This is a genomic window from Rhizobium halophilum, from assembly GCF_021648825.1.
Classification (GTDB): domain Bacteria; phylum Pseudomonadota; class Alphaproteobacteria; order Rhizobiales; family Rhizobiaceae; genus Neorhizobium; species Neorhizobium halophilum.
Genome location: NZ_JAKJHS010000002.1, coordinates 366346 through 393236, shown reverse-complemented (window position 1 = coordinate 393236; position 26891 = coordinate 366346). Strand labels below are relative to the sequence as shown.

At 60.8% G+C, this 26891-nt stretch carries 26 protein-coding genes; 13 read left to right on the top strand and 13 right to left on the bottom strand.

Features of this window, described 5'->3' with window-relative positions; all coding sequences use genetic code 11:
• The first annotated feature begins 30 nt into the window (after positions 1–30).
• On the top strand, positions 31–849 hold the full coding sequence (gene iolB, locus LXM96_RS06450) for a 5-deoxy-glucuronate isomerase (RefSeq protein WP_239997553.1): 819 nt from the start codon (positions 31–33) through the stop codon (positions 847–849).
• Between the two features lie 179 nt (positions 850–1028).
• Here iolB and LXM96_RS06445 read toward each other — a convergent pair whose 3' ends face one another.
• Positions 1029–1571 (bottom strand): Pycsar system effector family protein, encoded by a 543-nt coding sequence (locus LXM96_RS06445; RefSeq protein ID WP_239997552.1) that lies wholly within the window; start codon positions 1569–1571, stop codon positions 1029–1031.
• Positions 1572–1705: 134 nt separating this feature from the next.
• Between LXM96_RS06445 and LXM96_RS06440 the strand changes: the two genes are divergently transcribed.
• Together LXM96_RS06440 and LXM96_RS06435 are read left to right on the top strand one after the other, a co-directional pair.
• The gene (locus LXM96_RS06440; protein WP_239997551.1) at positions 1706–5341 is read left to right on the top strand and encodes a FecR domain-containing protein; all 3636 of its coding nucleotides are present in this window, start codon (positions 1706–1708) and stop codon (positions 5339–5341) included.
• 25 nt (positions 5342–5366) lie between these two features.
• Complete coding sequence (locus LXM96_RS06435) at positions 5367–7157, top strand: adenylate/guanylate cyclase domain-containing protein (RefSeq protein ID WP_239997550.1); 1791 nt, start codon at positions 5367–5369, stop codon at positions 7155–7157.
• Positions 7158–7271: 114 nt separating this feature from the next.
• Here the strand turns inward: LXM96_RS06435 and LXM96_RS06430 are convergent, their stop codons facing one another.
• A complete protein-coding gene (locus tag LXM96_RS06430; RefSeq protein ID WP_239997549.1) occupies positions 7272–7445 on the bottom strand; it encodes a hypothetical protein in 174 nt (57 codons plus the stop codon).
• Between the two features lie 274 nt (positions 7446–7719).
• Between LXM96_RS06430 and LXM96_RS06425 the strand changes: the two genes are divergently transcribed.
• On the top strand, positions 7720–7893 hold the full coding sequence (locus LXM96_RS06425) for a hypothetical protein (protein WP_239997548.1): 174 nt from the start codon (positions 7720–7722) through the stop codon (positions 7891–7893).
• A gap of 73 nt (positions 7894–7966) precedes the next feature.
• On the opposite strand, the gene LXM96_RS06420 is transcribed toward LXM96_RS06425, so the two are convergent.
• Positions 7967–8752, bottom strand: coding sequence for a rhomboid family intramembrane serine protease (locus tag LXM96_RS06420; RefSeq protein ID WP_394801907.1), 786 nt, complete (start codon positions 8750–8752; stop codon positions 7967–7969).
• 197 nt (positions 8753–8949) lie between these two features.
• On the opposite strand from LXM96_RS06420, the gene LXM96_RS06415 reads away from it, so the two are divergent.
• The 4 genes from LXM96_RS06415 (at position 8950) to LXM96_RS06400 (ending at position 12896) form a co-directional block, all read left to right on the top strand.
• Complete coding sequence (locus LXM96_RS06415) at positions 8950–9561, top strand: PilZ domain-containing protein (protein ID WP_239997547.1); 612 nt, start codon at positions 8950–8952, stop codon at positions 9559–9561.
• 555 nt (positions 9562–10116) lie between these two features.
• The gene (locus LXM96_RS06410) at positions 10117–10680 is read left to right on the top strand and encodes a transglutaminase-like cysteine peptidase (RefSeq protein WP_239997798.1); all 564 of its coding nucleotides are present in this window, start codon (positions 10117–10119) and stop codon (positions 10678–10680) included.
• 377 nt (positions 10681–11057) lie between these two features.
• Entirely contained in the window at positions 11058–12494 is a 1437-nt protein-coding gene (locus LXM96_RS06405) for an SPOR domain-containing protein (RefSeq protein WP_394801895.1), read from the top strand.
• Between the two features lie 126 nt (positions 12495–12620).
• Positions 12621–12896: a hypothetical protein gene (locus LXM96_RS06400; protein ID WP_239997546.1), complete on the top strand. Its 276-nt coding sequence runs from the start codon at positions 12621–12623 to the stop codon at positions 12894–12896.
• A 7-nt stretch (positions 12897–12903) separates the two neighbouring features.
• On the opposite strand, the gene LXM96_RS06395 is transcribed toward LXM96_RS06400, so the two are convergent.
• Positions 12904–13341 (bottom strand): DUF1489 family protein, encoded by a 438-nt coding sequence (locus LXM96_RS06395; RefSeq protein WP_239997545.1) that lies wholly within the window; start codon positions 13339–13341, stop codon positions 12904–12906.
• 65 nt (positions 13342–13406) lie between these two features.
• Positions 13407–14810: an L-serine ammonia-lyase gene (locus LXM96_RS06390; protein ID WP_239997544.1), complete on the bottom strand. Its 1404-nt coding sequence runs from the start codon at positions 14808–14810 to the stop codon at positions 13407–13409.
• Between the two features lie 558 nt (positions 14811–15368).
• Between LXM96_RS06390 and LXM96_RS06385 the strand changes: the two genes are divergently transcribed.
• Positions 15369–16067, top strand: coding sequence for a DUF599 domain-containing protein (locus tag LXM96_RS06385; protein ID WP_239997543.1), 699 nt, complete (start codon positions 15369–15371; stop codon positions 16065–16067).
• Positions 16068–16092: 25 nt separating this feature from the next.
• Positions 16093–17082 carry a heparan-alpha-glucosaminide N-acetyltransferase gene (locus LXM96_RS06380; protein ID WP_239997542.1) on the top strand — a complete coding sequence of 330 codons (990 nt, stop codon included), beginning with the start codon at positions 16093–16095 and terminating at the stop codon, positions 17080–17082.
• Between the two features lie 8 nt (positions 17083–17090).
• Here LXM96_RS06380 and LXM96_RS06375 read toward each other — a convergent pair whose 3' ends face one another.
• Both LXM96_RS06375 and mgtE read right to left on the bottom strand, forming a co-directional pair.
• The gene (locus LXM96_RS06375; protein WP_239997541.1) at positions 17091–17483 is read right to left on the bottom strand and encodes a MerR family transcriptional regulator; all 393 of its coding nucleotides are present in this window, start codon (positions 17481–17483) and stop codon (positions 17091–17093) included.
• Positions 17484–17543: 60 nt separating this feature from the next.
• Positions 17544–18959 (bottom strand): magnesium transporter, encoded by a 1416-nt coding sequence (mgtE, locus tag LXM96_RS06370; RefSeq protein ID WP_239997540.1) that lies wholly within the window; start codon positions 18957–18959, stop codon positions 17544–17546.
• Between the two features lie 206 nt (positions 18960–19165).
• Here mgtE and LXM96_RS06365 point away from each other — a divergent pair, with 206 nt between their 5' ends.
• Both LXM96_RS06365 and LXM96_RS06360 read left to right on the top strand, forming a co-directional pair.
• On the top strand, positions 19166–19657 hold the full coding sequence (locus LXM96_RS06365; protein WP_239997539.1) for a peptide deformylase: 492 nt from the start codon (positions 19166–19168) through the stop codon (positions 19655–19657).
• Between the two features lie 63 nt (positions 19658–19720).
• Positions 19721–20218 (top strand): BON domain-containing protein, encoded by a 498-nt coding sequence (locus LXM96_RS06360; RefSeq protein ID WP_239997538.1) that lies wholly within the window; start codon positions 19721–19723, stop codon positions 20216–20218.
• A gap of 51 nt (positions 20219–20269) precedes the next feature.
• On the opposite strand, the gene LXM96_RS06355 is transcribed toward LXM96_RS06360, so the two are convergent.
• From LXM96_RS06355 to LXM96_RS06330, 6 genes are read right to left on the bottom strand one after another with little or no spacing between them, the layout of a single operon-like run.
• Entirely contained in the window at positions 20270–21904 is a 1635-nt protein-coding gene (locus tag LXM96_RS06355) for an NTP transferase domain-containing protein (RefSeq protein ID WP_239997537.1), read from the bottom strand.
• Positions 21905–21906: 2 nt separating this feature from the next.
• Complete coding sequence (locus LXM96_RS06350) at positions 21907–22602, bottom strand: XdhC family protein (protein ID WP_239997536.1); 696 nt, start codon at positions 22600–22602, stop codon at positions 21907–21909.
• Positions 22602–22928 (bottom strand): XdhC family protein, encoded by a 327-nt coding sequence (locus LXM96_RS06345; RefSeq protein ID WP_239997535.1) that lies wholly within the window; start codon positions 22926–22928, stop codon positions 22602–22604. The genes LXM96_RS06350 and LXM96_RS06345 overlap by 1 nt, the downstream gene beginning before the upstream one ends.
• The gene (locus LXM96_RS06340) at positions 22925–24184 is read right to left on the bottom strand and encodes a vWA domain-containing protein (protein WP_239997534.1); all 1260 of its coding nucleotides are present in this window, start codon (positions 24182–24184) and stop codon (positions 22925–22927) included. Before LXM96_RS06340 ends, LXM96_RS06345 begins: the two co-directional genes overlap by 4 nt.
• Positions 24185–24187: 3 nt before the next feature.
• Positions 24188–25117: an AAA family ATPase gene (locus LXM96_RS06335; RefSeq protein WP_239997533.1), complete on the bottom strand. Its 930-nt coding sequence runs from the start codon at positions 25115–25117 to the stop codon at positions 24188–24190.
• Positions 25118–25136: 19 nt separating this feature from the next.
• Positions 25137–25631, bottom strand: coding sequence for a flavin reductase (locus LXM96_RS06330; protein ID WP_239997532.1), 495 nt, complete (start codon positions 25629–25631; stop codon positions 25137–25139).
• A gap of 169 nt (positions 25632–25800) precedes the next feature.
• On the opposite strand from LXM96_RS06330, the gene LXM96_RS06325 reads away from it, so the two are divergent.
• Complete coding sequence (locus tag LXM96_RS06325) at positions 25801–26874, top strand: branched-chain amino acid ABC transporter substrate-binding protein (RefSeq protein WP_239997531.1); 1074 nt, start codon at positions 25801–25803, stop codon at positions 26872–26874.
• Positions 26875–26891: the final 17 nt, after the last annotated feature.

The following is a 26891-nucleotide window of genomic DNA, read 5'->3' as shown; positions in this document are numbered from 1 at the left end:
CGCTGCATCGCCAGATAAAAGGAAGAACGAATGTCGGAACTCTTGATCAAGCCACGCGGCGCTACCGGAAAGCTGCACGACATCACGGTGGAGAAGGCCAGGACGGCAAAGTCGCCGGACTGGTCCTACGTCGGCTTCGGGCTCTACCGCCTGAAGGCGGGGGAACGTGCCGAGGAAACGACGGGTGACAGGGAGGTGATCCTCGTGCTCGTCGAAGGCAAGGCAGAGATCGCGGCAGCGGATGCAGGCTTCGGAACGCTTGGGGAGCGGATGAACGTGTTCGAGCGCAAGAAGCCTGCCTGTGCCTACATACCGAATGGCAGCAGCTGGACCGCGATTGCCGTGAGCGACTGCACGCTCGCCGTCTGCACCGCACCTGGAAGGGGGAACCACCAGGCTCGGGTGTTAGATGTGCCCGATCTCGTGATGCGCGGCAAGGGCGCCAATACGCGCTACATCTTCCCGATCGCCATGGAAGAGGCCGACGTGGCGGACAGCCTCCTCGTCACCGAGGTCTTCACGCCCGCCGGCAACTGGTCATCCTACCCCCCGCACCGCCATGACGAGGACCGATATCCGGAGATGACCTATCTGGAGGAGACCTACTATCACCGCCTGCACCCCGCGCAAGGCTACGGCCTCCAGCGAGTATTCACCGAAGATGGGACGTTGGACGAGACGATGAGCGTCTCCAACCACGACTTGGTTCTGGTCCCGAAAGGCCACCACCCTTGCGCTGCTCCTTACGGCTACGACATGTACTATCTCAACGTCATGGCCGGCCCGCTCCGCAAGTGGCGATTCCGGAACCATCCCGACCATGACTGGATTGCGAAGCGGGACGCATGAATTCGTCCACGCCAGGTCACGGGAACGAGCGTGGAGGGCTTTGCAGCTTTCGCTGGGAAAAAATGCCTCCCGACATCAGGCCAGGGGCCAGGGGCCATCCGCTGCTGCTGTTTGCAACCTTCCCGAGCACGGCTGCGGGCCCTGCTCGCAAATCCTGATCTCGTCGTACTGCCGTTCTTCTATTTCGTCGCCAAAACCAAGACATAGGCTAGTAGCGTCACCACCAAGGTCTTGAAGGACAACGAGACAAAGCGATATTTGCGCCGCGCGATCAGCGACAAGATGTCAGCATTTTCCAGGTACTGGTTGAACAGATAGTTCGCATCGGAAGCTTTGACCGCCTGGAGAAGGGAAGGCCGGTGAAGCGGCCAAGCACCCCAGAACAAGCTTGTGGATCGCGCGATATTTCGAGGAAGCACTACCAGAATCGCGCAAAGCAGTGAACCCACGGAGGCAAGTGCAAGCAACCCTGCCGCGAGGTTTGATGCCAGATCCCCCTCCAGATATCGAGCGAGCGCAAACACCTCACGACCATCACTGGACGATACGAGGAACGCTAGCAGGAACGTGAATATATAGGCGGCTTTTTGGTCTGATATCTTGATCTGGTCATAGAAGATATCGTTCACCTTTTTTACGTGCGCAAAATATTCCTTCTCTACATCATCTATTACATGGGCATCCTCAATCGTCTCGGTCGTGTTGCTACTAAATTCGCTCATCTGCGCACTCCGAATCCGAGCTTCATGTTTCCTTGGTAATACACCCTCTAGCAAAATCAAGGTAGCGGTACGAAGCCGACTTGACTTCTATTTCCAGGTTAATCAATGGAGAAAGAGAGGTCGGGGAAAACGTCTTGAATAAGCTTGTATTGCTGGTTCTGCCACTGCTGGTTGGCAGCGCGGTTACGGAGGCCTTGGCAGAGCCTCGGCCAAGGCCTGCCGCCGCTGCGGGCGCCGTGATTGCGCGCAAAGCGGGCGAAGAGATCCGCTTCATCGACATCTCAGCCTGGGCAACTGTTGATCTGCAACAGGACCTGTTGGCCGGCGATGTCCTCAGAACAAACGCCACCGGACAACTCGCAATCCTTTTCAGGGATCGGACGCAGGTCCGACTAGGCCGCAATTCCTCCTTGCTGGTGCGAGACGTTTCACCCGGGTCCGACGCACAGTTGGAACTTCAGTCTGGCACGATTTGGGCTCGCGCGGAGCGTGGGGGGCCAGGGGTATCCGTACAGACGCCCGCGGCGACGGCCGCCATCAGGGGCACGGACTGGACGATGACGGTGGAGGGCGAACGCACGACCTTGACGGTTCTCGAAGGACGCGTCGAACTCAGCAACCCGCAAGGCAGTCTGCAGTTGGTTCAGGGCGAAGCAGCCGTTGCCTCCATAGGGCAGGCACCGCGGAAAATCGTCATTGTCGAGTCGGACGACCGGGAGCAGATGCTTTTCTACCTGCCGCCCCGCGAAGCCTTCGAGCGAATGCCCCCGTCGGCGCTGCCGGTGGCGGAGATGAGGCAGCAGGCGGATCGCGTTCGACAGATTCCGGAAAAGCAACGGACGCCGGAAGATTGGGTCTTGCTTACGGAGACCGCATTGTCCTTGGAAGGGCGCGCCAAGGCGAAGGAGACCCTAGCCGCTGCAAGGCATCTTGCGCTCACACCCTCTCTTCGCGCCCGCATCAAGCTGATAGATGCCGTCATGGCCGCCTCTGAAGGACGATACGCGGAAGCGGCTGCGCTCTTCCAGGAAGCAGCACCCGTTCTGGACCAGCAACGCAAGGCGATCGCGCTGTACGGGGGCTATTACGCACGTGCACTTGCCCATCCCGAAAGGACGGAGCCTCTCCCGCCACAGGGCGGCGGCTCAGACGCAGCCTTCCTCAGAGCCTACGCGATGGGTTTCCTGAAGGATATTCCCTCTGCGATCGAGGTGCTCAAGCATGCTGAAGCCGAATTTCCGGGTGATCCCGAACTGCCGGCTTATCGGGCCTGGCTCGCTCTTCTCCTGAATGACAGAACGCAGATTGAGGAAGCGATGCGGCGGTCGCTGTCGCTTGATCCCAACGAGCCAACGGCGCTGGAGGTCCGAGCCCACTTCCGCTCTGGCTTCCAAGGGGACCTGGAAGGGGCGCTGTCCGATCTTTTGACTGCCGTCTCCATCACACCGGGTTCTTCCACCACCTGGAATGAAATTGGTAACGTCCAATCTGCCAGAGGGGCCGTTCGCGAAGCAGAGGCCGCGTTTCTTAAGGCGATAGCGCTCGATCCGCAGGATCCGGTCAGTCACGCGAATCTTGCGATCTTCTATCTCGACAATTCGCGCATCGAGGAGGCGCGCAAGCATATCGACCTCGCGCTATCTGCCGATCCGTCCTTCGACATCGCCCTGGTCGCGCGAGGGCGGTATCATCTCCAGACGGGCGAACTGGACAAGGCCGTTGACGATCTTCTGGCGGGTACCGTTGCGAACCCGGCCTATTCGCAGGGGCAACTGCTCTTGGCGGCTGCGCATTACGAGAAGGGCGACCGGGTGCCGGCGGAACAGGCGTTGGACAATGCCCAGCGCCTGGACGAGAACGACCCGGTAATCTACTCCTTCCGGACCGCAGCGGCCATCGACGACTACGACTCTGTCTCTGCCATTCGAAACGCACAGGAGTTCGTACGCCGGTCCCGCGCCCAGGGAGGGGACTTCGCCTCGCTGGGCGCAAATCAGGATGCCGGCTCAACACTCAACAATGCCTTCCGCCTGAAAGGAATGAACGCGTGGGGCGAGTACTACGGCGACGCGGTCTTTGATCCGTTCGTCGGAGCCTCCTATGTCGACCAGAGCCTTCGCGGCAGCGCCGATCCGTTTGCCACCGACGGATCATTCGGGAACGACATCATCAACAACGTCCCTAACGGGGAAGCTTTCTCCTCCCTGCTGCAGGGACTGATGCTCGACCCGCACATGATCTCAGGCCGCTCCCGCTCCGCCAACCTGCTGCGGCGACCGTTCCTCGAAGGCGCCATCGGCGGCGGTTTCGTCCACAGCGGAGATGAGACCGGCTATGTTGGCGAGGGCGAGATTCAGGGCTACACGAACCTGCCGATCCCGATCAGCGTCTACGGCAACTTCCAGTGGAACGAGACCCCCGATTCGCGAGACCTGGCCGCCTATGACGCGTTCGGCAGCGAATTGGAGATCCTGGGAGGCAACGGGTACATCACCGCAAGCCCGACGCTGAGTGATCGCGTGGTGATTTATGCAAACCACGGACGAAATGAGCTTGAGCGGGACTTTCAGGACGTAGAGACGCTCGCTCCGTTCATCATCACGACGGGGCAAGAGATCAGCACGCAAGCCACCACTGCAGGAATCGGGTGGAGCCATACCTTGGGATACCGAAACGTCCTGAACACCGCACTTCTTTTCAGTGAAATTGAGCGAGAAGATGCAGTTCGTCAGCAGACTGATCTCTTCGGCTTTCCGCTTCTCGACCTGAGCACCCGCAACGTCATTCGCGAAAAAACCTTCACAGCCGCCATAAACCACACGGTGGGCTACGGAGATTTGACTTGGAGGTACGGTATTGAAGGAAGCCGGTTGGATGCATTCAACTCAATGGCTGCCGCCGACCTCCTCAGTCCCCCGCCCCCGCCGCCAGTGATTGAAGAGGAAACCAGCACGGTCGCACGGGTCTATGTCGACCTGCTCCATGAAATCAGCGACGATCTTCGGGCGGAGTACGCCCTCTTCGGCAGCTATGTCGACAGTGACGGTGAGGATCTGCAGCGGCTGGAGCCGCGTGCGGGTCTCGCCTGGTCGCCTTCCGACGGCCATTGGTTGCGAGCCGCGTTCATGCGGTCCAGCCTCGACGTCGACACGCCGACTCTGTCTCCGATCGGGGTGCTCGGACTTCAGGCGAACCAGGTTTCCGTCGCCACCACCGGCTATGTGGATACCTACGCCCTGCGCTGGGACGCTGAGTGGACGCCGGATTTCTTTACGACGCTTGAATATCAGCACCAGGAGCTGGATGACTTGCGGGTTCCCCTGCCGCTTGAGGCAACGAATTTTGCAACATCCGAAGGCCGGATCGACCGCGCCAGCCTGACCGGCAACCTCCTGCTCGGCCATGGCTTGGGATTGTCCTCAACCATCGCCTTTGCCGATTCGGAGGATCAGGATGCGCGCTCACCAACCTACGGGGAGGCCCTGCCCTTCCTCCCGCAGTGGTCAGGCCAGGTGGCGCTCACCTGGGTGAACCAAGCCAATGTCAAGGCAACCATCGCCGCCAACTACGTCGGGCACCGCAACAATGAGGGAGGCATCGAACTTGACGATTATTGGACGCTCGATGCGGCGCTCACCTGGGAGCCGGTCGGAAAGCGGTTTGAGCTTGATCTTGCGGCCTACAACCTGCTTGACGAAGAGATTGAACTCAACGCCGGCGTGCCCGGCTGGGGCCGTTCGGTCAAAGGCACCTTCAAAGTGCGATTCTGATGCTGAGAACTTCGCTGAGCAAGTTATGGCAGCATCCCCTTGCCGCAGCCGCCACGTCCAAGTAATCGCACTTGTGGCGGCTATTCTCGTCTGCGTGATCGGCGCACAGCGGATACCGGCCTGGTCGTTGATCGACTACCGAACGTTCGACTACCTGTCTACGATCCGACCGCCGCCCTTGCCGGAGAAGGGCCCTATCATCGTCGCCATCGATGAGCCCTCTCTGGCCGAACTGAACCTTCAATGGCCATGGCCCCGAAGTCTTCATGCCCGCTTGGTGTCCGAATTGCGTGCGGCTGGCGCTCGTGTAGTCGCCCTGGACATCATTTTTTCCGAGCCTTCCACCGCCGAGGCAGATCAAGCGCTCGCGGCTGCACTGGGTCCTGACGTCGTTCTTGCTGCCGACGAATCCGTCATTTCGTCGCCTCAGGCCGATCAACTCATCACGACGATGCCGCTTCCGATGTTCACGGACACCGGAGCGGTGGCGGGGATTGCGTCGGTTGCTCTGCACGAAGACGGGGTGCTTCGTGCGGTGCCCGGTGGCGCCGACAGTTTTGCCGCAACCATCCTGCAAGCAGCCGATCTCGCGGTTCCGGCACTGCCAGAACCCTTGCTGCTGCAGTCCTATGGCGGACCTCGGACCTATCCCACAGTCTCCTATTACCAGGCGCTTCAGCCGGACGTATTCCTCCCTGAGGGACTATTTTCCGATCGCCTCGTCATTGTCGGCCTCAGCCTCCAGAACGCGCCTTCCATCAGCAGCGGCGGGGCCGACGCCTTCGCAACTCCTGCGACCATTCACAACGGCCGGTTGACCGCCGGTGCCGAAGTGCAGGCAACAATTGTTGACAATCTGCGCATGAACGACGGTATTGTGCGAGCGGGACCTGCCTTGGCAACGACCGTTCTTTTGGCCGCCGTGGCTGCTGCAGTTTTGCTCGTCTGGCGCGGCACGAACTGGCTGACCTGGTGCGGTGCAGGTCTCGCCATCGCTTTGTCTGTGGCCGGAAGCTTTGTTCTGCTGCGCGCGGCAAATATCTTCATCGCGCCCGCCTCACCCTCCGCGTTGGTCGCTGCTGTCGTGCTGATACAGAGCAGCGTCGACTACGCAAGCGAGCGAAGAAGCCGGCGCCAGATCACGAAGGCATTTTCGCAATATCTTTCTCCAAATCTTGTAGAGAAGCTCGCAAAGGATCCGGAGCAGTTGAAGCTTGGCGGAGAGAAGCGGGAGTTGACTATCCTTTTCTGCGATGTTCGCGGCTTCTCGGCGATCGCCGAAAAGCTCAAGGATGATCCGGAACTCCTAACCCAGCTTGTGAACCGGCTGCTGACGCCGTTGTCGAACGTAATCCTTGAGCATCGGGGCACGATCGACAAGTATATCGGCGACTGCATCATGGCCTTCTGGAATGCACCGCTCCCGGATCCGGATCATGCCCGGAACGCCGTTTCAGCTGCGCAGGCGATGCTTCAGGCAGTCGCGAATTTGAACGCAGATCTTCGCTCTGAAGCGGAACAGACTGATCAGGTCCACCTGGAGCTGAAAGTCGGGATCGGCATCAATACGGGCGATTGCGTTGTCGGGAACATGGGGTCAGATAGCCGTTTTGACTATTCCGCCCTGGGTGATGCGGTGAATCTGGCAGCAAGACTGGAAGCGGCCTCTAAAGATTACGGAGTTCCTGTTCTGCTGGGCGAGACAACCGCCGAACAGGTTCGTGAAAGCGTTGAGCTTCGTGAATTGCAAAGCACAACCGTGAAAGGTAGGAGCGAGCTTTCGCGAGTGTTCACGTTGGCATCAATTGCCACTTAGGGAACGCGATCCACAAAATCGCCGCCCTCTTCCTTCCGTTACAACCTGTAATGACACTTCATTTGCAGCGCCGGATGTAGCCCGTTAAAGGTTCGGTCACCAAATGCCCTGGCATCACCGTGCTCCGGCAGTGGAGAGCCGGATATGACTGACGTCGCAAAAGACCAAGATCGTAAAGACAATACAGGCCGACAGGTCGACGAGGTCGAGCTTTTCGACGCTTGGGATCACCAGTTTCGTGCTGATGTCGAGCGTCGCAACGCAGACTTCGACTTCTAACGTCCGCATTCGCTGCTGGAGAACCCCCTCCTCTGCACGCAAAAGCGGTGCCTGCGAAATAGTCGGTGATCTCTATACCCAGACGTGAGATCGGAAGCCTCGAACGCCTCCGTACCGAATGTGTCGCGCATCCTCGCGCTCCAGAGGTCATCCCGCCGACGCCGGCGCCCTCAGTGCAATCCGCCGCATCGCGACCGGCCGACCCCTCATGCCTCAGGGCGCCTTGCTTCCCCTTGACTTTTCCGCGCAAGAGAACATATAGAGAACACATGGAGGGTGCGGAATGGATCGCGCTGAAGAAGTCATTGAACGTGCCATGGCCGCCGTTGCGGCATCTCGAGCTCGCCGCGAGCGGCAGGAGCGTGAACGCAAGCAGGCGTTCGAACGCATCCAAGTTGCCATGTTGAAGCGTCCAACCCTGCCGAAGGGCATACAGTTTCCCCTCAACCTCCAGTGACGGGCTAGCAGAGCTTCTTCCCCCGGTCTCGTCATCGGGATTTCGCCTGACCGGCACATGGACGCCGACCAACCTATTGGAAAGGCGGTTCCCGCCTGTTCAGGTCGCCAGGCAGCGGATCGAAAAGGCCGAACATCAGGTAGCCGAACAGGAAGCCTCCGATGTGGGCATCCCAGGCAATAGCGCCATCCCCTCCTCCCACGAGCGGCAGGCCAAGGGCTATCAGAAAATTACCGGCGAACCAGAGCCCCGTAAAGACGGCCACGGTGCGGTTGCGCAGGGAGCCAATGATTGTTTGTCGCGGGTAGAGATGACCATAGAGGCGGTTGAGCCCCCCACGGGCAGGGAAAGCAAAGCGGCACGCCCCTCCCATGAAAGCCGAGACAACGCCCGAGGCTCCGATCAAGATGGTGGAATCCCCCCAATGCAGCCCCGCATGGAAAAAAGCTGCTGCGGCCGCCGCAAGCGCCCAAAAGAGAGCATAGCGGAATGCGCCGATCCGTCTTGCCACCGGCGTGCCAAAGGCCAGGAGCCATAGAATGTTGAACAACATGTGCTCGATGCTGCCGTGGAAGAAGGAATAGGTGACGGGCGTCCAAAGCCATTCCAGTCCCTGCTCGGCGAGGGGATAGACGTAGCGGAGTGGCGTGAAGGCGAGATGGAAAAGCAACGCACTTTGGCCGTCTGGCTCCAGCATCCAGGTCTCGATAGCATACAGAACAGCGAGGAGCGCCACTGTCAAAACAAGAGGTCTGGGCAGATTGAAGATCGGCTGGCGCGGCGACATGGGTCCGTCGCCTCCAGAACCTGTCGAGGCGCTTGTCGACCCATCTCCGTCCGGCTCCTGCTGCTGCTCCATTCCTGCTCCTTCGTCCAATTCGCCACGCATATAGATCGGCCTCCCCTATGAAAAGACCTGCCGCGTCTCATAAGGACCTGGCGAGATTCGAAACTTCCAGAATCTTCCGCAGCAGCGAGAATCCGCAGGCTTTGTAACACCGAATCTTAACTTGGCTCCTTTAAAGGTCGGGGACTAGCGGACAGGACATGCAAACCATGTATTCATTCCAGTCTCCACAAGGCGCTGGCGGGGCCCTCGCAGCCACTGCTCGTGGGTTTCAACGAGTCTCGGTGAGCCTGAGCGGTCGTCTGATGTTGACGAACTATGAGGAATACCCTTGTACCGCACTGGAAATGTCGCCGGGCGAGGTCGAGTTTGCCTGCCTGGCGCAGCCGCAGATAAACGAGCGCGTCATCGCCTATATGAATAATCTTGGACGTCTTGAGGGGACGGTCACGGAGATTTCGCCTTCCGGCTTCACCATGATCCTTCAGGCGACGGAGCGTAAGCGGGAAAAGCTTGCCGCGCAGCTTACATGGCTGGCAAACAAGCACGAGCTCGGTCTACCTGAAGATCGACGTCATGACCGGCTGACACCTCGCAAGATCAGCACCGAAATTGTCCTGGAAGATGGGCGACGGTACGCGTGCCGTCTGATGGACCTTTCGCTGTCCGGAGCAGCCATCGATATCGACATCCGCCCTCCGCTCGGTACGATCGCGCGCCTCGGCAACATGCGCGGCAAAATCGTGCGCCACTTCATGGAAGGTGTGGCGCTGGAATTCGACACCGTGCAGTCTCGCGAGACACTCAAAGAATTTCTCTGACTAAACTTCAGCGTACCAGATGAGGTAAATGGGCGGCGAAAGGCCGCCCATTTTTGCGTCGTATCGTTCTCTATCCGAGATCCGGCTCCCTCGCGCCCCTGTTTCGGATCGATACAACCGTACTACGATCCGCCCGTGGTTGTTGCGTAAATTTTTTGTACGAATGTTGTTGTGCTGTCCTGAAACGGGGCATTGAAGCGTTGCGAAACGTGTAAGGAAGAGCTTCCACTGCGCCTTCGCGAGGCGTTCAAGGATCGAGGATCACCCCGCTCTTGTTTACCTTCGCTTTTCACCGCCCCCTGAACATAAGGCTTTTGGATCCCGCCGAGCTTCCATATCCCTTAGCGCCCCGGCAGATTTCGCGACAAATTTATCTCAACTTTTAGTCAATTTTGAATCGCTGTTTATGAAAAGTTAGATCAATTAAGCCGCTGTTTTTACTCCGTATTTTCGCGTCATCTCAAATTCTGCCTGTCATCTTGTCCCCACCAAAGAGGAGACAAGATCATGACCTTTCGCAAGGGATCGACCTTAGCCATCGCAGCCGCCTTCTTCATGTTGCTTGCCCCGCAACCATCGCTCGCAGCGCCTGGTGCCATGCAGGTGGTGGGCAAGGCTAACCCCCCGATCGGTCACTACGAGCTTTGCAGGATCTACGCGAGCGAATGCCAGCCCATCTCGAACTCCCAGGGCCCAGCCGTACTAACGGAAGACCGCTGGCGGACGATCCTTGACATCAACTACACCGTCAACACGTCGGTCACTCCGATGACCGATCAAGAGGTCTATGGTGTCGAGGAGCGCTGGGCCTATCCCAGCAGCGTGGGCGACTGCGAAGACTTTGTCTTGCTGAAGCGCAAGATGCTCGAGGCCAAAGGTTTCGATCCGTCGAACCTGCTGATCACGGTCGTGCTGCAGCCTAACGGCGAAGGCCATGCTGTCCTGACCGTTCGCACTGACCACGGCGATTTCATCCTCGACAACATGCGCAACAAGGTGCTGCTGTGGTCGGACACGGAGTACACATTCCTGAAGCGCCAAGCGAGCGATCATGCGGGTCGGTGGGTAAAGCTTCAGGATGGACGTCCGACTGTCGCGGTCGGCAGCGTCGGCCAGTAAGCAATCACCAATCTTCCTATGCCGGCCGTGCGGTCGGCATATCCTGCGTACGCCTTCGCGCCGCTCCCGTCACCGAAGCAGACCTAGCTCCCCACACATCTGACGTAGCCAGCGCGACCCCTGCCCTCCCCTGCAGAGAAAGACATCGTCTTTTGTGCGGCGCCCCATATTTTCAACGTTCATCATATTGATGCCGCCTTTCGCGCCTTTGACAGGCGATACCGGTCAGCGGTCGTTTCGGGGATGGCAGTGCGATTTGTTTCGATTGCGGCACAGCTCGTAAACCCAATTTACATCATAAACCTCTTGGTAACGCTGTTGCCCTACGTTGAGGGCCAACGGACGTGGCGGGGGCGCGCCCGGAAGGTAGTTCAGTCATGCAAACGATGAGTGCGGCAGTGTTGAAAGCAAGTTTCCCCACCTCCTTGCCCGTAGGGGCCGGCAAAATCCCGGGGCTTGCCCTCGGATTCCTTTTGGCTCTCATCATGGTGATCGGAACTGCGGTATCGCCCGCGCAGGCTGCTCCCAAGTATGCGGGAATCGTTGTCGACGCCAACACCGGCAAGGTCCTTTATGGCGATGATCCCGATGGCCTTCGGTACCCGGCATCGCTCACGAAGATGATGACCCTCTATCTCACGTTCGAAGCCTTGGAGGCCGGCCGCATCCGTCTCGACTCCAAGGTGCCTGTATCTGCCAACGCGGCAAAGGAGCCACCGTCCAAGCTTGGCGTGCCGGCGGGCGGCTCCCTGACCGTCGAACAGGCGATCAAGGCGCTCGTGACGCGATCTGCCAACGACGTTGCCACCGCGCTGGGAGAGTTTCTCGGCGGTTCGGAGCCTCGCTTCGCGCAGATCATGACTAACAAGGCGCGCGCGCTGGGCATGACCCGCACCACCTACCGGAATGCCCACGGGCTTCCCAACACGGCCCAGATGACCACGGCGCGCGACCAGGCACGCCTCGGCATGGCTCTGCGTCAGCACTTCCCCCAGTACTACGGCTATTTCTCGACCCGCAGCTTCAAGTTCGGCAAGCAGACCATCGGCAATCACAACAGGCTGCTTGGTTCCGTGGAAGGCGTGGACGGCATCAAGACAGGTTATATCCGGGCATCGGGCTTTAATCTCGTAACGTCCATGCAGCGGGGCGACCGCTCGATCGTCGCCGTCGTCATTGGCGGACGCACAGGTGCAAGCCGCGATGCGCACATGCGCAAGCTCGTCGCGGAATATTTCCCTAAGGCTTCGCGTGGCGGAAAGTCTGCTCTGATCGCACAAACCCCGTCTGCACCGGTTGGTAACGCGCTGGCTGCTGCCGATCGGCTTGCCGCCTTCGATCTGCCAAGCAGCGGACCCGTGCCGCAGGTTCGTTACGAGGAGCAGCAGGTTGCCTCAGCTTATGCTCCAGCGGAAAAGCGGTCCGGTGACGCGCTGAAGGCTTTGGCCGATGTCGCGGTACCCACACCCCCATCCGAGTATGTTCCCGCCGAGCAGGGTGATGCAGGAGTGGAGGACACGGACAGCGTGACCACCGCCTCCACGAGCAGCATCCCGGCGTCAGCCGTCTCCGGCTGGGTGATCCAGGTGGGCGTCTCGCCCAACCAGAAGCTGGCCAACCAGCTTCTGCAGAAGGCGCAGGACAAGGGCGGCAAGGTATTGCGTTCCGCCAAGCCCTTCACCATTGCCGTCAATGCGAATGGCGAACAGCTCTACCGCGCCCGCTTCGGCGGCTTCGACGGCCAGAAGGCTGCAGTCAACACCTGCAATGCTCTGAAGAAGCAGGGAGTCAACTGCTGGGCATCCCAGCAGTAGCAAAGACGACCTAGTTTACGGACCAGGTCCAAAAAAGACACGTGGCGCCGTCGACCGGCGCCACAGTAGGGACGAGTATAAGTCCCGCATCATCCTCGAATTGTATTGCGTTTAACGAGGTCATCGATGACGGTTTACGAGAATACGGCGAATAGTTCATTCGCGCCAGGTAACACGCGTCCTGCCAGGGGCATCGCCCTGCACCCTGTTCACGAGGCGGCGATGAGGCTTGCAGGCGCTGGGCTTTCAAAGTCCCGTGGCCGGACCCGCGATCTGGTCGCCCTGCTCCTCAGCCATGGTGCAAGAGCGTGGCGACAGTCGCAGCCGGAGGTGCAGATCCACCTGCACGTGACAGCCTATATGGGTCGCAGGCCCGTCCGGCTAAGAATCGGCGAAAAGTAACGCTAGATCAAAGCAGCCCCAGTTCGGCCAATTCGCGCCGCAGATCCTCTGGCATGGCCGCCACACTTTCGCCCATGCCGATCAGATCCCGCGGCGCCTCTTCCGCCGTCAGATAGCGCCACCCCTGGAACGGCCGCTTCGGCTGTGGCGCCGTCTCAATGATCTCGGGACCAAGCACCAGTTCACATCGTTGGATGCCCTCGGCGTCAATCACACAACGTATATCGAGGAGCCGCTGGCGTGCCAGAACCTGCCCCTTGATCACCCAGTAGAGGGAGCCTTCATCCAGAAGTTCATTCGCACGCTTGGGCACCATACGCGTCGTGTGAATGGTATGAGGGTCGAGCCCGGCAGAGATCGCCGTCATGGCGCGTTTGCTCACCCATTCGCGGAGATCCTCCAGCGAATCCGCGCCGACGCAGAGTTTGATGAGATGTAGAGCCATGGCGCGCTTGAAGCCTTAAACCCTATGTCAGGTCAAGCTCTCTCCAGAAACTCAGTCGATATGTCTCAGCATTCCACGACGTTGACGGCAAGACCACCTGTCGACGTTTCCTTGTACTTCTCGCTCATGTCGTTGCCGGTCTGCCGCATCGTCTCGATGCAGGCGTCAAGCGGGACGAAATGACTGCCGTCTCCCTTGATCGCTAGCGAGGCTGCAGTGACAGCCTTGACCGCACCGAGCGCGTTGCGCTCGATACATGGAACCTGAACGAGGCCCGCAACGGGATCGCAGGTCATGCCCAGGTGATGCTCCAGCGCAATCTCAGCTGCATTCTCGATCTGCTCCGGTGACCCGCCCATAACGGCTGCGAGGCCCGCCGCCGCCATGGCTGCGGCAGAGCCCACTTCGCCCTGACAGCCCACCTCGGCCCCGGAAATGGAAGCATTGTGCTTGATGATTCCCCCGACCGCCGAGGCCGTCAGAAGAAAGGTCCTAACGTCTTCAGGGGTCGCATCCTCATGAAAGTGCAGGTAGTAGCGCACAGTAGCCGGGATAACACCGGCCGCGCCGTTGGTGGGCGCGGTGACGACGCGGCCGCCTGCCGCATTCTCTTCGTTGACGGCCATCGCATAGACGCTCAGCCAGTCATTGGCGAGCAGCGGGTTCAGACGGTTGCTGCGCCACTCTTCTGTCAGCTTTTCGTGGATTGCTCTCGCCCGTCGACGCACGTTGAGACCGCCTGGCATGATGCCGTCGACGCGCAATCCCCGGTCGATACAGCCACTCATCGCTCCCCAGATTTCGTCGAGGCCTTGATCAAGCGCGGCGCGCGTCATCCTGGTTTCCTCGTTCGCCCGCTTCATCTGCGCGATGGTAAGCCCGGAGCTTGCGGCCATCTCAAGCATCTCCCGAGCGCTGGCGAAGGGATAGGGTACGCGCGATGCACCGCCCGTCTGCTTCTTCGACGTCCGCGCCGCTTCCAACTCCGTATCCGTCACCACGAAGCCACCACCAATGGAGTAATATACGCGCTTGAGAAGCAACCCGCCATCGGTATCGAAAGCGGAAAAGCTCATGCCGTTCGCATGTCCCGGCAGCGGCTGCTTTCGGTCGAAGACGAGGTCTTCCTTCGGCCGAAACGCGTAGACAGGATGACCGGGTGGCATCACACTGCCCGCAACCTCCACTGCGGCGATAGTGGCATCCATTTGATCCGGATCCACCGTATGCGGCTCCTCGCCCGTCAACCCTAGGATGACCGCGCGCCCGGTACCGTGGCCGATGCCGGTATAGGCAAGCGAGCCGTGCAGGCTCACCTTCAGTTGAGCCACGCGAGCCCCGCTCGGCCGGGGCCACTCATCCGTCAGAATAAGATCGAGGAAGCGTTTCGCCGCCGACATAGGCCCCATAGTATGGGAACTCGACGGTCCGACCCCGATCTTGAAGACGTCGAAGACGGAGAGAAACATACAGAGAACTCCTTGAAACGGTCACCCGAAGCTAAGTCAGCGCGGGAGACGGGCATGGCGGTCGCCCGACATCCGGTTTGGCTGGTGCGACATTGGGGGCCCTGAAGCAGAAACAGCGCGGCTGGGAAGCCGCGCTGTTTCTGAAGTTCTACTATATTGGGTAGAGAATCAAATGGTGCCGAAGAGATAGGCCACGGCCAAGATCCCGCCAAACCCCGCGAGCGCCTTGAAGGTCACTGCCCAGCAGGATTTCTGAATGGTTTCTTCCATGATGACTCCGATTGGATTGGTCTGCGGTTCGCATTAGATGCGACCATGGTGAACGATATATTAAAATCGACCGCCGTTCGCAATTGCAAAAAATGGCGGAAGCAAGGCAAACCCACAGGGCAGATATTCGCCTCACGCATGACAATGCCTGACGGGCGGGCCCTATAGGACCTTTCAGCCGCCCCGGCCAGCTCCAATTTCGACGAAGCTGTTAACGGAGAGAGGCCTTGCCGCTGAACTGCAGGTCGGCGATAGGTTCTGCGCAGCGCTCGCGCAATGGGGATTCGCATGACTGTCGCGGATTACGTCGCCCTCCTTCTCTTCGCCCTCTTATGGAGCGGCTACTCGTGGATTACCGCGGGGGGCGGATCGCGTTTCTTCCGCCGCGCGAGCCTTAACCGAGCGATGGCAGAGCGCCGGCAACATTGGATCTACAACTCCCTCCATCGCGACTTGAAGATGATCGACACCCAGATCATGGCAGGTCTGCAGAACGGCACGGCCTTCTTCGCCTCCACCTCGATCTTCGCGATCGGCGGCTGCTTCGCTCTTCTCGGGGCGACCGATCAGGTGGATGCCGTATTCCGCGACATGCCCTTCGTCTCCTATGGCGGTCGCACGCTGTTCGAGCTCAAGGTCATCGGCCTGACGGGTCTCTTCGGCTATTCCTTCTTCAAGTTCGGCTGGTCGTATCGGCTCTTCAACTACTGCACGATCCTCTTCGGGGCACTGCCGATGGAGGAAGAAGCCCGCGCCGACATGGAGCGCGCAAGAAGGGCTGCCGATCAGGTGGTGAAGATGAACACGATTGCCGCCAAACACTTCAACGACGGCCTGCGCTCGATTTTTTTGTCGATCGGCTATCTCGGCTGGTTCGTCGGACCCTATATCTTCATGCTCACGACGGTCATCGTGATCTTCGTCTTGACCCGCCGGCAGTACTTTTCGGAGGCCCGCAAGGCGATCATGGACGCGCAGACGCACTGAACCTACACCCATCGAAAGGTCTCGCTTGACACTCGCTGAAAGTGGACATCCCTCGCCCGTCCTCCCCCGCATCCGCCTGATCGACACCCTGCGGGGCATCGCGCTCCTCGCAATGGCTTCCTACCACTTCACCTGGGATTTGGAATTCTTTGGATACATAGAGCCCGGCACCGCATCGTATGGCTGGTGGAAGATCTATGCGCGCACGATTGCAAGTTCCTTTCTTTTCCTGGCTGGCGTCAGTCTCGTGTTGGCGCACTACCCTAGGATCCGCTGGCATGCCTTTTGGAAACGCTTCGCCATCGTCGTAGGCGCTGCCGCCGCGATCAGCCTAGCCACCTTTTTCATCTTTCCCAACGAATGGATCTTCTTCGGCATTCTGCACAGTATCGCTGTCGCCAGCCTCATCGGTCTTCCCTTCGTGCGCCTTTCGCCGCTCGTCTCTGGAGGGGCTGTCGCGCTGGTGCTCCTGCTGATGATGATCGACACGACGGTTTCCCCCGGCAGCTTACGCTCCGCAACCTTCGATCCGCGATACCTGAGTTGGACCGGCTTGTTTGAGCTTGCGCCGAGATCGAACGATTTCGTGCCGCTCTTCCCGTGGCTCGCTGCCCTCCTTGCTGGCGTCGCGGTCACCCGGCTTGCCATGCAGAAGAACTGGCTCGTCCCGCTCAGCCGGGTACAGACGCAGCCAAACATCTTCTCCAGAGCCGGGCGCCACAGCCTGATCATCTACCTGTTCCACCAGCCGGTGCTGATCGCGGTCGTCTATCTAATGTCGCTGGTCATCCCGCCCCCGCAGCCGGATCCGATGGAGAGCTATGGGCGCGCGTGTGAGAGCGGCTGTACCGCATCTGGCAACGGCGAAGCGCTTTGCCGCAGCTTCTGCAGCTGCACGGCCGATGCATTACAGGCGCAGTCGCTGCTTGTTCCGCTGCAGCAAGGCAAGATTAACGCCCAGACCGACGAGCGCGTCCTCGGGATCGCTCAGCAGTGCTCCATCAGCGGGCACTAGGAGAAGAATCAGGTGCTGACGCCGATTTCAGCGAGCCGGGTCAGGCACGCCTCTTCCGCATTATCGAGCTCTTCAAGCGTTTCTTCAATGTCCTTGCGCTTCTGGCGAAGCTCGCTGCGCTTTTCGTCGATGCGGTTCATCATCAGCTTTAGCTGTCCGAGCTCGCCCGGCGGTTCCTTGTAGACGTTGATGATTTCGCGTATCTCGGCGATGGTAAAGCCGATGCGGCGGCCGCGCAGGATCTCCTGAAGGAGGCGCCGGTCCGCGGAGCGAAACAGGCGGGTGCGCCCTCGCCGTTCCGGATGGATCAGACCCTCGTCCTCGTAGAACCGCAACGTACGGGTCGAGACGCCAAACTCCCGCGTCAGCTCGGTGATAGTGTAATACTTGTTCACGGCCATTCCCTGCTCTGGCCGAGTAGAATATTTGACTTTTACGTAACAGTCAATTTTCTGCACCCGCTACTGCAGCAGCCACAGGGTCGCCAATCCCAAGAACGCGAAAAAGCCAGTGATGTCGGTAATCGCCGTTACAAACACTGCCGACGAGACCGCCGGATCTGCACCGACCTTGTCCAGCAGCAACGGGATCATGATCCCTGCAAGCGCCGCCGCCAGCATGTTGATCAGCATGGCTGTCGCAATGATTCCCCCGATGTTTGGATCCGCGAACCAGAGGCCGGCGGCGAGCCCGATCAGGAGTCCAAAGATCGCGCCGTTCAAGAGACCGACGCTTGCCTCGCGTCGCACGACCCGCCATGCGTTGTGAATGTCCAGATTGCGCGTCGCAAGCGCGCGTACGGTGACAGTCATCGTCTGCGAGCCGGCATTGCCGCCCATTCCAGCCACGATCGGCATCAACACGGCGAGAGCAACGATCTGCTCGATCGTGGCCTCGAAGAGCGAGATCACTGAGGCGGCAAGGATTGCGGTCAACAGGTTGACGAGGAGCCAGGGCACGCGCGACCGCGAGGTCTCCAAGGCGGTATCGGAAAGCTCTTCGTCACCGACGCCGCCGATGCGCATGAAGTCCTCCTCCGCCTCCTCCTGGATCACGTCGACCACGTCGTCGATCGTCAGCACGCCGACCAGGCGGCCGTTCTCGTCCACGACGGCGGCTGAGAGCAGGTCGTACTGTTCGAAGATCTGCGCCGCCTCTTCCTGGTCCATCTCGGCCGGGATCGGATAGTTCGTCTCGCGCATGATAGTCTCGATCCGAACCTGGCGCTTGGTGCGCAGGATCCGGTCGAGGTCGACGATGCCGAGCAGCTTGAAGGTTGGATCGATGACGAAGATTTGGGTGAAGGATTCCGGCAGTTCTTCCTCTTCGCGCATGTAGTCGATCGTCTGGCCGACCGTCCAAAACGGCGGCACGGCGACGAACTCCGTCTGCATGCGGCGACCGGCGGAGCTTTCCGGATAATCCAGCGCCCGGCGCAGGCGGACCCGTTCGGTGAACGGCAGCTGCGCCAGGATCTCTTCCCGGTCCTCCTTGTCGAGGTCCTCAAGAATGTAGACGGCGTCGTCAGAGTCTAGTTCGCCGATGGCCGCCGCGATTTGCGCGTTCGGCATCTGCTCGACGATCTCGAGACGAATCGCCTCATCGACCTCGGTCAGCGCCGTCAGGTCGAAATCGGCCCCGAGCAGCCGCACGAGCGCCAGACGCTGCTCCGGCTGGATGGTCTCGAGAAGGTCGCCAAGTTCGGACTCATGCAGGCGCGCGACGTGCTGGCGCAGGAAAAGAACGTCACGATCGGCAATCGCTGCACCCACCATGGCAAGGAAGTCGGCGCGTACAGAGCCGTCTTCGGCATAGATGTCGTGGATCGCCTCTTCGTTCCGGATCCGGGCGAGCTCTTGTTCGTCGATGTCGCTCATCTGTCGCCCCCGCCTGGCACGTGCACGCCATGGAGAATGGCGGGCAGAACCACAATGTCAACAACCGGATAGAAGGTGCGGCGGCCACCGCATGCCATACCTGCTAGACGAAACCACGACGCGGGTCCAGCGCTAGCCGCCATCATGGTTGAGCCTGGTCGTGGCAAGCGGTAGTGAGGGAATAACCCCCCTTGAGACGAGCTTAAATGGCACGACTGACCATCCTCCGCTATCCCGACCCAAGGCTGTCGCAGGTCTGCCAGCCGGTGCAGGTTTTCGACGCGGCTCTCCGGCAGCTCGCCCATGACCTGCTGGAGACGATGCGGGCAGCGCCGGGTGTCGGCATGACGGCCGCGCACGTCGGGATTCTGCAGCGGCTCTTCGTGCTGGAGCTTACGCCCGGCGATCCGCTGTTCTACGTGAACCCCGAAATCCTCTCCTTCGGCCCGGAGACCGTGCGCCATCAGGAAGGCAGCGTCTCCATGCCTGGTTATATCGAGGATGTGGAGCGGCGTGCCTCCCTCCGCGTTCGCTTCCAAGACTTCGAAGGCAGGCCGCATGAGGAGGATGCGCAAGGCTTCCATGCCGTGTGCATCCAGCACGAGATTGATCAGTTGGATGGGATCTTCTGGCTGAAGCGCCTGTCGCGCCTGAAGCGCGAGCGGCTGATCCGCAAATGGCAGAAGCAGAGCGGTTGATCCTCGCGAACTAATCGCCCTTACGGACGTTAGAGACAACGAAAAGTCCGAAAGGAGATCCCGATGGCGATCAAGCGCGATGCGAACAACACCACCCGCGAGGAAGACTACCGCGACTACGATACCCGCAACATCGATGACGGCTGGCCCTATGCTGATGCTGCCGGGGGCGCAACGAAGCCGGTAGGCAATGCCGCCTATGGTGATCCCAACGCCAATTTCGACCGCGACCGCAACCGGGGCTACCACGTCGAGGGCGTCGACGAGGAGGGGCTTGAGGAGCGAACCCCGGACAGCGTACTGCCGGCCACAGATGGATTCGAAGAGTCTGATGATGTCGAGGAACGAGTAACCGAGGCTTTGGACAACCTGGGCGACGTCCCGATGGCCAGCATTGATGTTCATGCTGAACGAGGAACGGTGACAATCGAGGGTGTTGTCGACGACAGCGAGACCTCATCCCGCGTCATGCGGACTGCTCAATCCATCAGCGGCGTGCTGCGCGTCGTGAACAACCTTCGGCTCGCCGGTGTCGATACCCATATTCCACAGGACGATTAAAGGCTTGGCTGCTTTGCGCTTTTAGCTCCTGGACAACCTTTTCCCAGCTAGTCAGCGCGTGAGCGTACCCCCCGCGGCCGCCACGTCTTGGGGGGTATCGACGTCAAGGTGCGCGGCCTCTCCGATATCGACGTCCACGAGCGGCAAGCCGGACGTTTCAACGATGAAGCGGGCGCCGACATCGCCTTCCAGCTTAAGTGCCTGCGGAAATGTGGCTTTTGGCAGGATGACAGGATTCCCGCGCTTGCCGTGATGGCAGGCGCGGACAATAGCATGCCCCTTAGCCTCTTCGAATGCGGCTATCAACTGATCAACGTGCTCCACTTGAACGCCCGGCATGTCTGCCAGCATCACCAGCACGCCATCACAGTTACTCAGGAGTGGCAGAGACAACGCGCGGACAATGGATGTACTGATACCATCGCGGTAGTTCGGGTTGAACACGAGGCATAGGTCCAATCCAAGAAGTGCGGATTCGACATCGTCTTTTCGATGCCCGGTTACAACAACCACTGGCATGCCCTGCGATGCAATCAGCGTCTCGGCGCTTCGCCGCACAAGCGGAACGCCATCGAATTCAGCCAGCAGTTTGTGCTGTCCCCCTTCGCCCATCCGCCGAGCCTGACCTGCCGCAAGCAGAAGCGCCCCCACCTTTAGGGGCGTCTTGTCCGGAGCGGCGACTACCTCGCGCGGCTGCGGGCGGCTGGCGATCTCCATCAGCAGTCCTCCTACCCCCATACCGGTGATGTCATGAGCAGTCGGCATCTCTCCCGCAAGGATGCGGTTTAGCACCCAATCGAAACCGTTCTCTTTCGGCGAGCGAGCGCATCCCGGTGCACCGATGACCGGTACGCCTTCAAGGCGTCCCAGAACGAGAAGGTTGCCGGGATCCACCGGCATCCCGACGTGCTCCACGTGACCGCCCGAAGCCCGAATGGCTGCAGGGATGACATCCTGCGAATCGGCAACGGCAGAAGCACCAAAGACGACAACCAGATCCGGGCGCTCTTCCACTGCTAGTCCGTTACGCAGCGCCTCGGTAAGTTCCTGCCGGCCATGTGGGACCCGGACCTCCCCCACCAATCGGCTGCCCGAGACATCCAGCCGGCGTTGCAGAAGCTTCCCCGTTCGGTCCATGACGGAGTGCTTCAGCGAGGGGAGTTGCGTCGCAACCAGCAGAACACGGTGAGGCCGGTAGGGCTTGACCTGGAACGGTTCCCGCTCGCTCAGAAGTTCCACGGCATCGTCAACGGCGGCCGCCGAAACGGCGAGCGGGATGATCTTGATCGTTGCAACCATGTCGCCGGATCGCACCGAGGCATGATCGGCAAGAGTCGCTATCGTGATTGCGGGATCCAGGCGGTTCAACGCATCAATCAGGCTGCGGTCGACGACGAACAGGCCGTCAGCAGTGGCATGGAGGTTCACCCTGCCCGTGGCCGCTTCAGTGGTGCGAATATTGATCTGCAGAACTGCGGCTGCGATCGCCGCGGCGGCCTGATCCTCCAGCAGGTCGTCTTCCGCAGGCCTCACGACTGTAACGACGGCGACACCGTCTGCGGCCAACGCCGCAATATGCCTCTCCGTCAGCAAGGTACCCTTCGCAAGCCGTCCGCCCGAGAAGCGCAGACTGTGGACCAGGACGCATCCGGTTGCTTCATGAACGTCGACCTCGCCAAAAAACATTGTCACGCCGCAGTGACAATGTCGCGCCGGCGGAAGGCCTGCACGATCTGGGCGAGGATGGCTAAGGCAATCTCCTGGGGCGTCGCCGCTCCGATGTCGAGACCGATCGGTGCTGCGATGCGCATGATCGCTTGCTGGTCCAGACCCTGCCCCGACAGCCGTTCAACGCGTTTGGCGTGTGTCTTGCGGCTGCCGAGCGCCCCCACGTAAAAACAGTTCTTGCGCAGCGCATCCGTCAGCGGGAAGTCATCGATCTTCGGGTCGTGCGTGACGGCGACCAGCGCGGTGTAGGCATCGAGCGGTCGCCGCCCGAGCACATCCTCCGGCCAATCGGCGACAAGATCCACATCGGCGAATCGTTCGGGCGTGGCGAAGGCCGTTCGAGGATCGATGATGGTGAGGTCGTAGCCCACGAGTGGCGCCATGCGCGCGAGCGCCTGGCTGATGTGAACTGCGCCGATGACGACGATCCGCGGCGGAGGCAGGTAGACGTTGAGGAAGAGATGGCATCCCGCGACATCGACGGCAGCCGCCTTGCCGGAGCGAAAAGCTTCAGCAACATGATCGCCGAGATTTCCGGCCACCGTCTCCCCTTCTAGGATGACGCGCTCGCCCCCGGCATCGAGATCGGTGACGACCACTGCGGCGTGCCGCCCTTTTCGTGCAATGTTCAGAGCGTGCAGCGACGTAAGATCCATCAGCCGAGCCTTTCGAGATAGACGCGGATGGTCCCGCCACAGGAGAGACCAACGCGCCAGGCGGTCTCGTCTGCAACACCGAACTCCAGCATCTTTGATTGGCCGGTCAAAATGACGTCCTGCGCCTCGGCGATGACCGCGCCTTCGACACATCCGCCGGAGACGGAACCTTCGAAGTTGCCGTCCTGGTCGACAACCAGATGCGATCCCGCAGCACGCGGCGCAGAGCCCCAGGTTGCGATGACCGTTGCGATCGCGACGGAACGCCCATGGGAGCGCCAGTCTTCCGCGATCAGCAGAGGGTCCAGCGGATCGAGATCGCTCATGCGGCAAAACTCCTTGAAAGAAAGCGGCGAGGATCGCCTTCCAAAGAAGTATGATCGGAGAGCGCCGAAGCAAGGTCCGCCACCGATTGGAGATTGTGGACCGAACGAAGTTCGTCGACGTGCGGCAGCATGGCTCTCACACCTCGGGCACGCGGCTCAAAGCCCTCGAAGCGCAAAAGAGGATTGAGCCAGACCAGCCGACGGCACGACCGATGCAGGCGATCCATCTCCTTTTCCAGTTCTTCCACCCCTTCCCGCTCCAGACCGTCAGTGATCAGCAGGACGATCGCGCCTTGTCCAAGCACGCGCCGCCCCCATAGGCGGTTGAAGTCCGCCAGCGCGGCACCGATCCGTGTCCCCCCCGACCAATCGGCGACCGCGTCGGAACAGGCAGCGATCGCCTCGTCCGGATCGCGTCGCCGCATCTGCCGCGTCACGTTGGTCAGTCGTGTGCCGAACAGGAAGGTCTGCACCCGCGTCCGTTTCTCGGTCAGTGCATGGAGGAAGTGAAGGAAGACGCGCGAATACTGGCTCATCGAAGCGGAAATGTCGGCAAGCACCACCAAGGGCGGCGGTGTGTGGCGCCGCTTGCGAAAGCGCGGCAGCATCAGGTCGCCACCGCTGCGCATCGCTTCGCGCATGGTTGCCCTCGGATCGATGCGGCCGGGAGCAGCGGCAGGACGCCAGCGCCGCGTCAGCGTCTCGTCGAGTGGCAGCGCGAGGCGCGCGATCTCGCGCCGAGCAAGCGCAAGCTCCGCCGCACTCATCTGGGCAAAGTCCAGGCGCTTGAACAGCTCCCGCTGCGAGGCCGTGAGCGTCGCGTCCACATCCACCGTCGGCGGCTCCTGCTTCCGTTCCGGAATCTGCCTGTCGGCCGTCAGAGCCTCGGCAACCCGGTTATGGCCGGCGCGCGGCTTCTCGGGCTTGCGGTGATCGGCAGCCTTGGGCGACATCAGCGCGATCATCTTGCCGACGAGGTCGCGAGAGCGCCAAAAAAGGTCGAAGGCTTCGTCGAAGACCGGCTGGTCCTCGTGCCGCTGCAGGAAAACCGCCGAAAGCGCGGCATGGAACTCGGCACGCGATCCGATGCCAATCGCCTCGATCGCCTTGATGGCATCGGCAGTGGCACCGGGACCGGTCCGGATGCCGGCGCGGCGAAGGACGCGTGAGAAGTGCACGACATTATCCGCCAACCGCCCATCAACCTCACGTGATAACTGGGTTGCGGATCCTTCTTGATGATCAGATATCTGCATCGCCTACCCCGCGGCCAGCAGTTCCGCCTTCACCTCGGTAAGCAAGCGCTCTCCCTCGCCGCCCTGAACACGCGCGATGTCGTCCTGGTACTTGAGCAGGGTGCCCAGCGTATCCGCGATCGTTTCGGGGTCCAGCGCGATCCGATCCAGCTCCGTCAGAGCCGTCGCCCAGTCGATCGTTTCGGCCACACCCGGGTTCTTGAAGAGGTCGAGGCCGCGCAGCCTCTGGACGTAGGAAACCACCTGCGCCGCAAGCCGTTCGCTGCATCCCGGCACCTTGCGGCGGACAATGTCCAGTTCCTGCTCGGCGTTTGGATAATCCACCCAGTGGTAGAGACAGCGCCGCTTCAGCGCATCATGGATCTCGCGCGTCCGGTTGGTGGTGATGATGACGATCGGTGGCTCGGCCGCCTTGATTGTCCCCAGTTCTGGGATCGTCACCTGGAAGTCTGATAGAACCTCCAGCAGGAAGGCTTCAAAGGCTTCATCGGCCCGGTCGAGCTCGTCGATGAGGAAGACCGGAGCAGCCATCCCCGCTTGGCCGAGCGCCTGCAGAACCGGGCGGCGGATCAGGTGTCGTTCCGCAAAAATATCCGTTTCCACCCTCTCCCGGTCGCGCACCCCGCTCGCTTCCAGGAGCCTGATCTCCAGCATCTGTGCCGGATAATTCCATTCGTATACGGCAGAGGAGACATCGAGGCCCTCGTAACACTGGAGCCGTATCAAAGGCCGGTTCAAGGCCTTCGCTAGCGTCTTGGCCACTTCCGTCTTGCCGACGCCGGCTTCCCCCTCGAGAAACAGCGGCCGCTTCATCTTCAAGGCGAGGAACACCACCGTCGCCAGCCGCCGATCGGCAAGATAGTCCTCGCGCTCCAGAAGAGCGGCGGTTTCGTCGATCGACGAGGGAACCACTGTTGCGCTGTCATCCGTCATGACGCCTCCTGCGGCCACTCTAGAGCGCGCGGAACGTGCGGTCCAGATAGATGAGAGCTTCGCTCTGTGGTCCGAAGTGGAGCCCAACCACCTCACCGAACACTACGAAGTGGGTGGAGACGGGTTTGATGTCCGTAATCCGGCAGTCGAACGAGACCAGGGCATCCGAGAGGACCGGTGCGCCGGTGGACAAGCTTGTCCAGGCGGCGCGGGAAAAGCGCTCCGCGCCCGTAACCTCTCCAAAGCCGGCGAAGTCACCCGCCAGTGACTGGTGTCCGGCAGCCAGCGAATTCAGCGCAAAGCAGCCGCTCTTCAGGAAGATCTCGTTGTTGGGGTTACTCCGGTTCAGGCAGACGAGCAGGCTCGGCGGGTCGTCGGAGACCGAGCAGGCAGCCGTTACGGTCACCCCTCGCCTGATCCCCTCATGCTCCGTTGTCACCACCTGCACGTGACCTGCGTAACGCGCCATCCCGTTGCGATATGCGACGGGGTCGACCTGCTGCTCTTGCGTCAAATGCATCTCCGTGGGACGCCGGTTCCTTGCCTCACCTCGGCATATGGAGAGGCCGGCTTGGCTTGTCTACGCCCCGGAGCCGTTTTCGGATCGGCGAGAATGGGGCCGTTTTTCTTTGACGCCCGTAGAGAGCAGGCTAAATGTGGACCACGGCATAAAGGCGGAGAAGATGATGCGACCCTGGCTCCTTGCAACGATGCTTGCCCTCCCCGGTCCGGCCGCCGGTCCCGCAATGTCGGCAACCATTGGCGTCGTCGCCCCGACATCCGGTTCCTACGCCCTTCTCGGCGCGCAGGTTGTCGCCGGCGCCCGCGCTGCGGCTGAAGAGACCGGCGATACTCTGGTCGAGATCGACGAAGTCTGCGACGACGAAGCAAGCACTTCGGTCGCCGACCAACTGATCGAAGCGCAGGCGGTTGCCGCTATCGGCTTCCTCTGCAGCGAGACGCTGTCCAAGGCGCTCCCACAGCTTGCGACTGCCGCTATCCCTGCCATCACCCTCTCGGTCCGCTCCGAAATCCTGATGGAAGACGCGCTGCGGGAAGACTGGCCACTTTTCCGCCTGGCGCCGAACGAGGACGACGAGGCAGAGCGGATCAGCGACGTCATTCTGCAGCGATGGAAGGCAGAGCCGGTTGCCCTGATCGAGGACGGAACGATCTACGGGCGCGAACTGGTCAGCGCCGTTCGCCGCCAGATCGAGGAGAACGGGCTGACACCGGTGTTCGTCGACACCTACCGGCCGGGGCAGGAACAGCAGCTGACGCTCGTCCGTCGCCTGGCCAAGGCCGGCGCGACGCGCGTCTTCCTCGGCGGGGACCGCAACGACGTGTCGGTCATCGCCCGTGACGCTGCCAGTGAAAACGTCGCGCTCCAGATCATGGGGGGCGATACCTTGCGCGCCGCCGATCGGCCGGTCCCGCTTCAGGAAGGCGTGATGGCCGTCGCCATCCCTGATTATGCCGACCTTCCGTCGGCCTCGGCAGCCGCGGCCGAGTTCCGTTCGAACAATGTGGAGCCGGAGGGCTACACCATTCCGGCCTATGCCGCGGTTCAGGTGGTAAGTCAGGCGGCCGCCGCCAGCGCATCGCAGCCGTTGTCGGAGGAGTTTCGATCGATGACGTTCGAAACGGTCATCGGTCCTCTCTCCTTCGGTGACGACCACGAACTGGCGCAGAACCCGCTGAGGCTGCAGGAGTGGCAGGCCGGGCGCTTTGTCCCGGTGGAAGTTCCCACCGACTGATTGTTCCGGTGGCCCCA

Coding starts and splice junctions, on each gene's coding strand:
- LXM96_RS06390 (WP_239997544.1), bottom strand. CDS start 14,810: ATGTTTCTCTCCGTCTTCGACGTCTTCAAGATCGGGGTCGGACCGTCG.
- LXM96_RS06400 (WP_239997546.1), top strand. CDS start 12,621: ATGACGGTTTACGAGAATACGGCGAATAGTTCATTCGCGCCAGGTAAC.
- LXM96_RS06430 (WP_239997549.1), bottom strand. CDS start 7,445: ATGCGGACGTTAGAAGTCGAAGTCTGCGTTGCGACGCTCGACATCAGC.
- LXM96_RS06355 (WP_239997537.1), bottom strand. CDS start 21,904: ATGTTTTTTGGCGAGGTCGACGTTCATGAAGCAACCGGATGCGTCCTG.
- LXM96_RS06360 (WP_239997538.1), top strand. CDS start 19,721: ATGGCGATCAAGCGCGATGCGAACAACACCACCCGCGAGGAAGACTAC.
- LXM96_RS06445 (WP_239997552.1), bottom strand. CDS start 1,571: ATGAGCGAATTTAGTAGCAACACGACCGAGACGATTGAGGATGCCCAT.
- LXM96_RS06345 (WP_239997535.1), bottom strand. CDS start 22,928: ATGAGCGATCTCGATCCGCTGGACCCTCTGCTGATCGCGGAAGACTGG.
- LXM96_RS06410 (WP_239997798.1), top strand. CDS start 10,117: ATGTTGCTTGCCCCGCAACCATCGCTCGCAGCGCCTGGTGCCATGCAG.
- LXM96_RS06395 (WP_239997545.1), bottom strand. CDS start 13,341: ATGGCTCTACATCTCATCAAACTCTGCGTCGGCGCGGATTCGCTGGAG.
- LXM96_RS06365 (WP_239997539.1), top strand. CDS start 19,166: ATGGCACGACTGACCATCCTCCGCTATCCCGACCCAAGGCTGTCGCAG.
- mgtE (WP_239997540.1), bottom strand. CDS start 18,959: ATGAGCGACATCGACGAACAAGAGCTCGCCCGGATCCGGAACGAAGAG.
- LXM96_RS06350 (WP_239997536.1), bottom strand. CDS start 22,602: ATGGATCTTACGTCGCTGCACGCTCTGAACATTGCACGAAAAGGGCGG.
- LXM96_RS06375 (WP_239997541.1), bottom strand. CDS start 17,483: ATGGCCGTGAACAAGTATTACACTATCACCGAGCTGACGCGGGAGTTT.
- LXM96_RS06405 (WP_394801895.1), top strand. CDS start 11,058: ATGCAAACGATGAGTGCGGCAGTGTTGAAAGCAAGTTTCCCCACCTCC.
- LXM96_RS06335 (WP_239997533.1), bottom strand. CDS start 25,117: ATGACGGATGACAGCGCAACAGTGGTTCCCTCGTCGATCGACGAAACC.
- iolB (WP_239997553.1), top strand. CDS start 31: ATGTCGGAACTCTTGATCAAGCCACGCGGCGCTACCGGAAAGCTGCAC.
- LXM96_RS06425 (WP_239997548.1), top strand. CDS start 7,720: ATGGATCGCGCTGAAGAAGTCATTGAACGTGCCATGGCCGCCGTTGCG.
- LXM96_RS06325 (WP_239997531.1), top strand. CDS start 25,801: ATGATGCGACCCTGGCTCCTTGCAACGATGCTTGCCCTCCCCGGTCCG.
- LXM96_RS06415 (WP_239997547.1), top strand. CDS start 8,950: ATGTATTCATTCCAGTCTCCACAAGGCGCTGGCGGGGCCCTCGCAGCC.
- LXM96_RS06385 (WP_239997543.1), top strand. CDS start 15,369: ATGACTGTCGCGGATTACGTCGCCCTCCTTCTCTTCGCCCTCTTATGG.
- LXM96_RS06340 (WP_239997534.1), bottom strand. CDS start 24,184: ATGCAGATATCTGATCATCAAGAAGGATCCGCAACCCAGTTATCACGT.
- LXM96_RS06435 (WP_239997550.1), top strand. CDS start 5,367: ATGGCAGCATCCCCTTGCCGCAGCCGCCACGTCCAAGTAATCGCACTT.
- LXM96_RS06420 (WP_394801907.1), bottom strand. CDS start 8,752: ATGGAGCAGCAGCAGGAGCCGGACGGAGATGGGTCGACAAGCGCCTCG.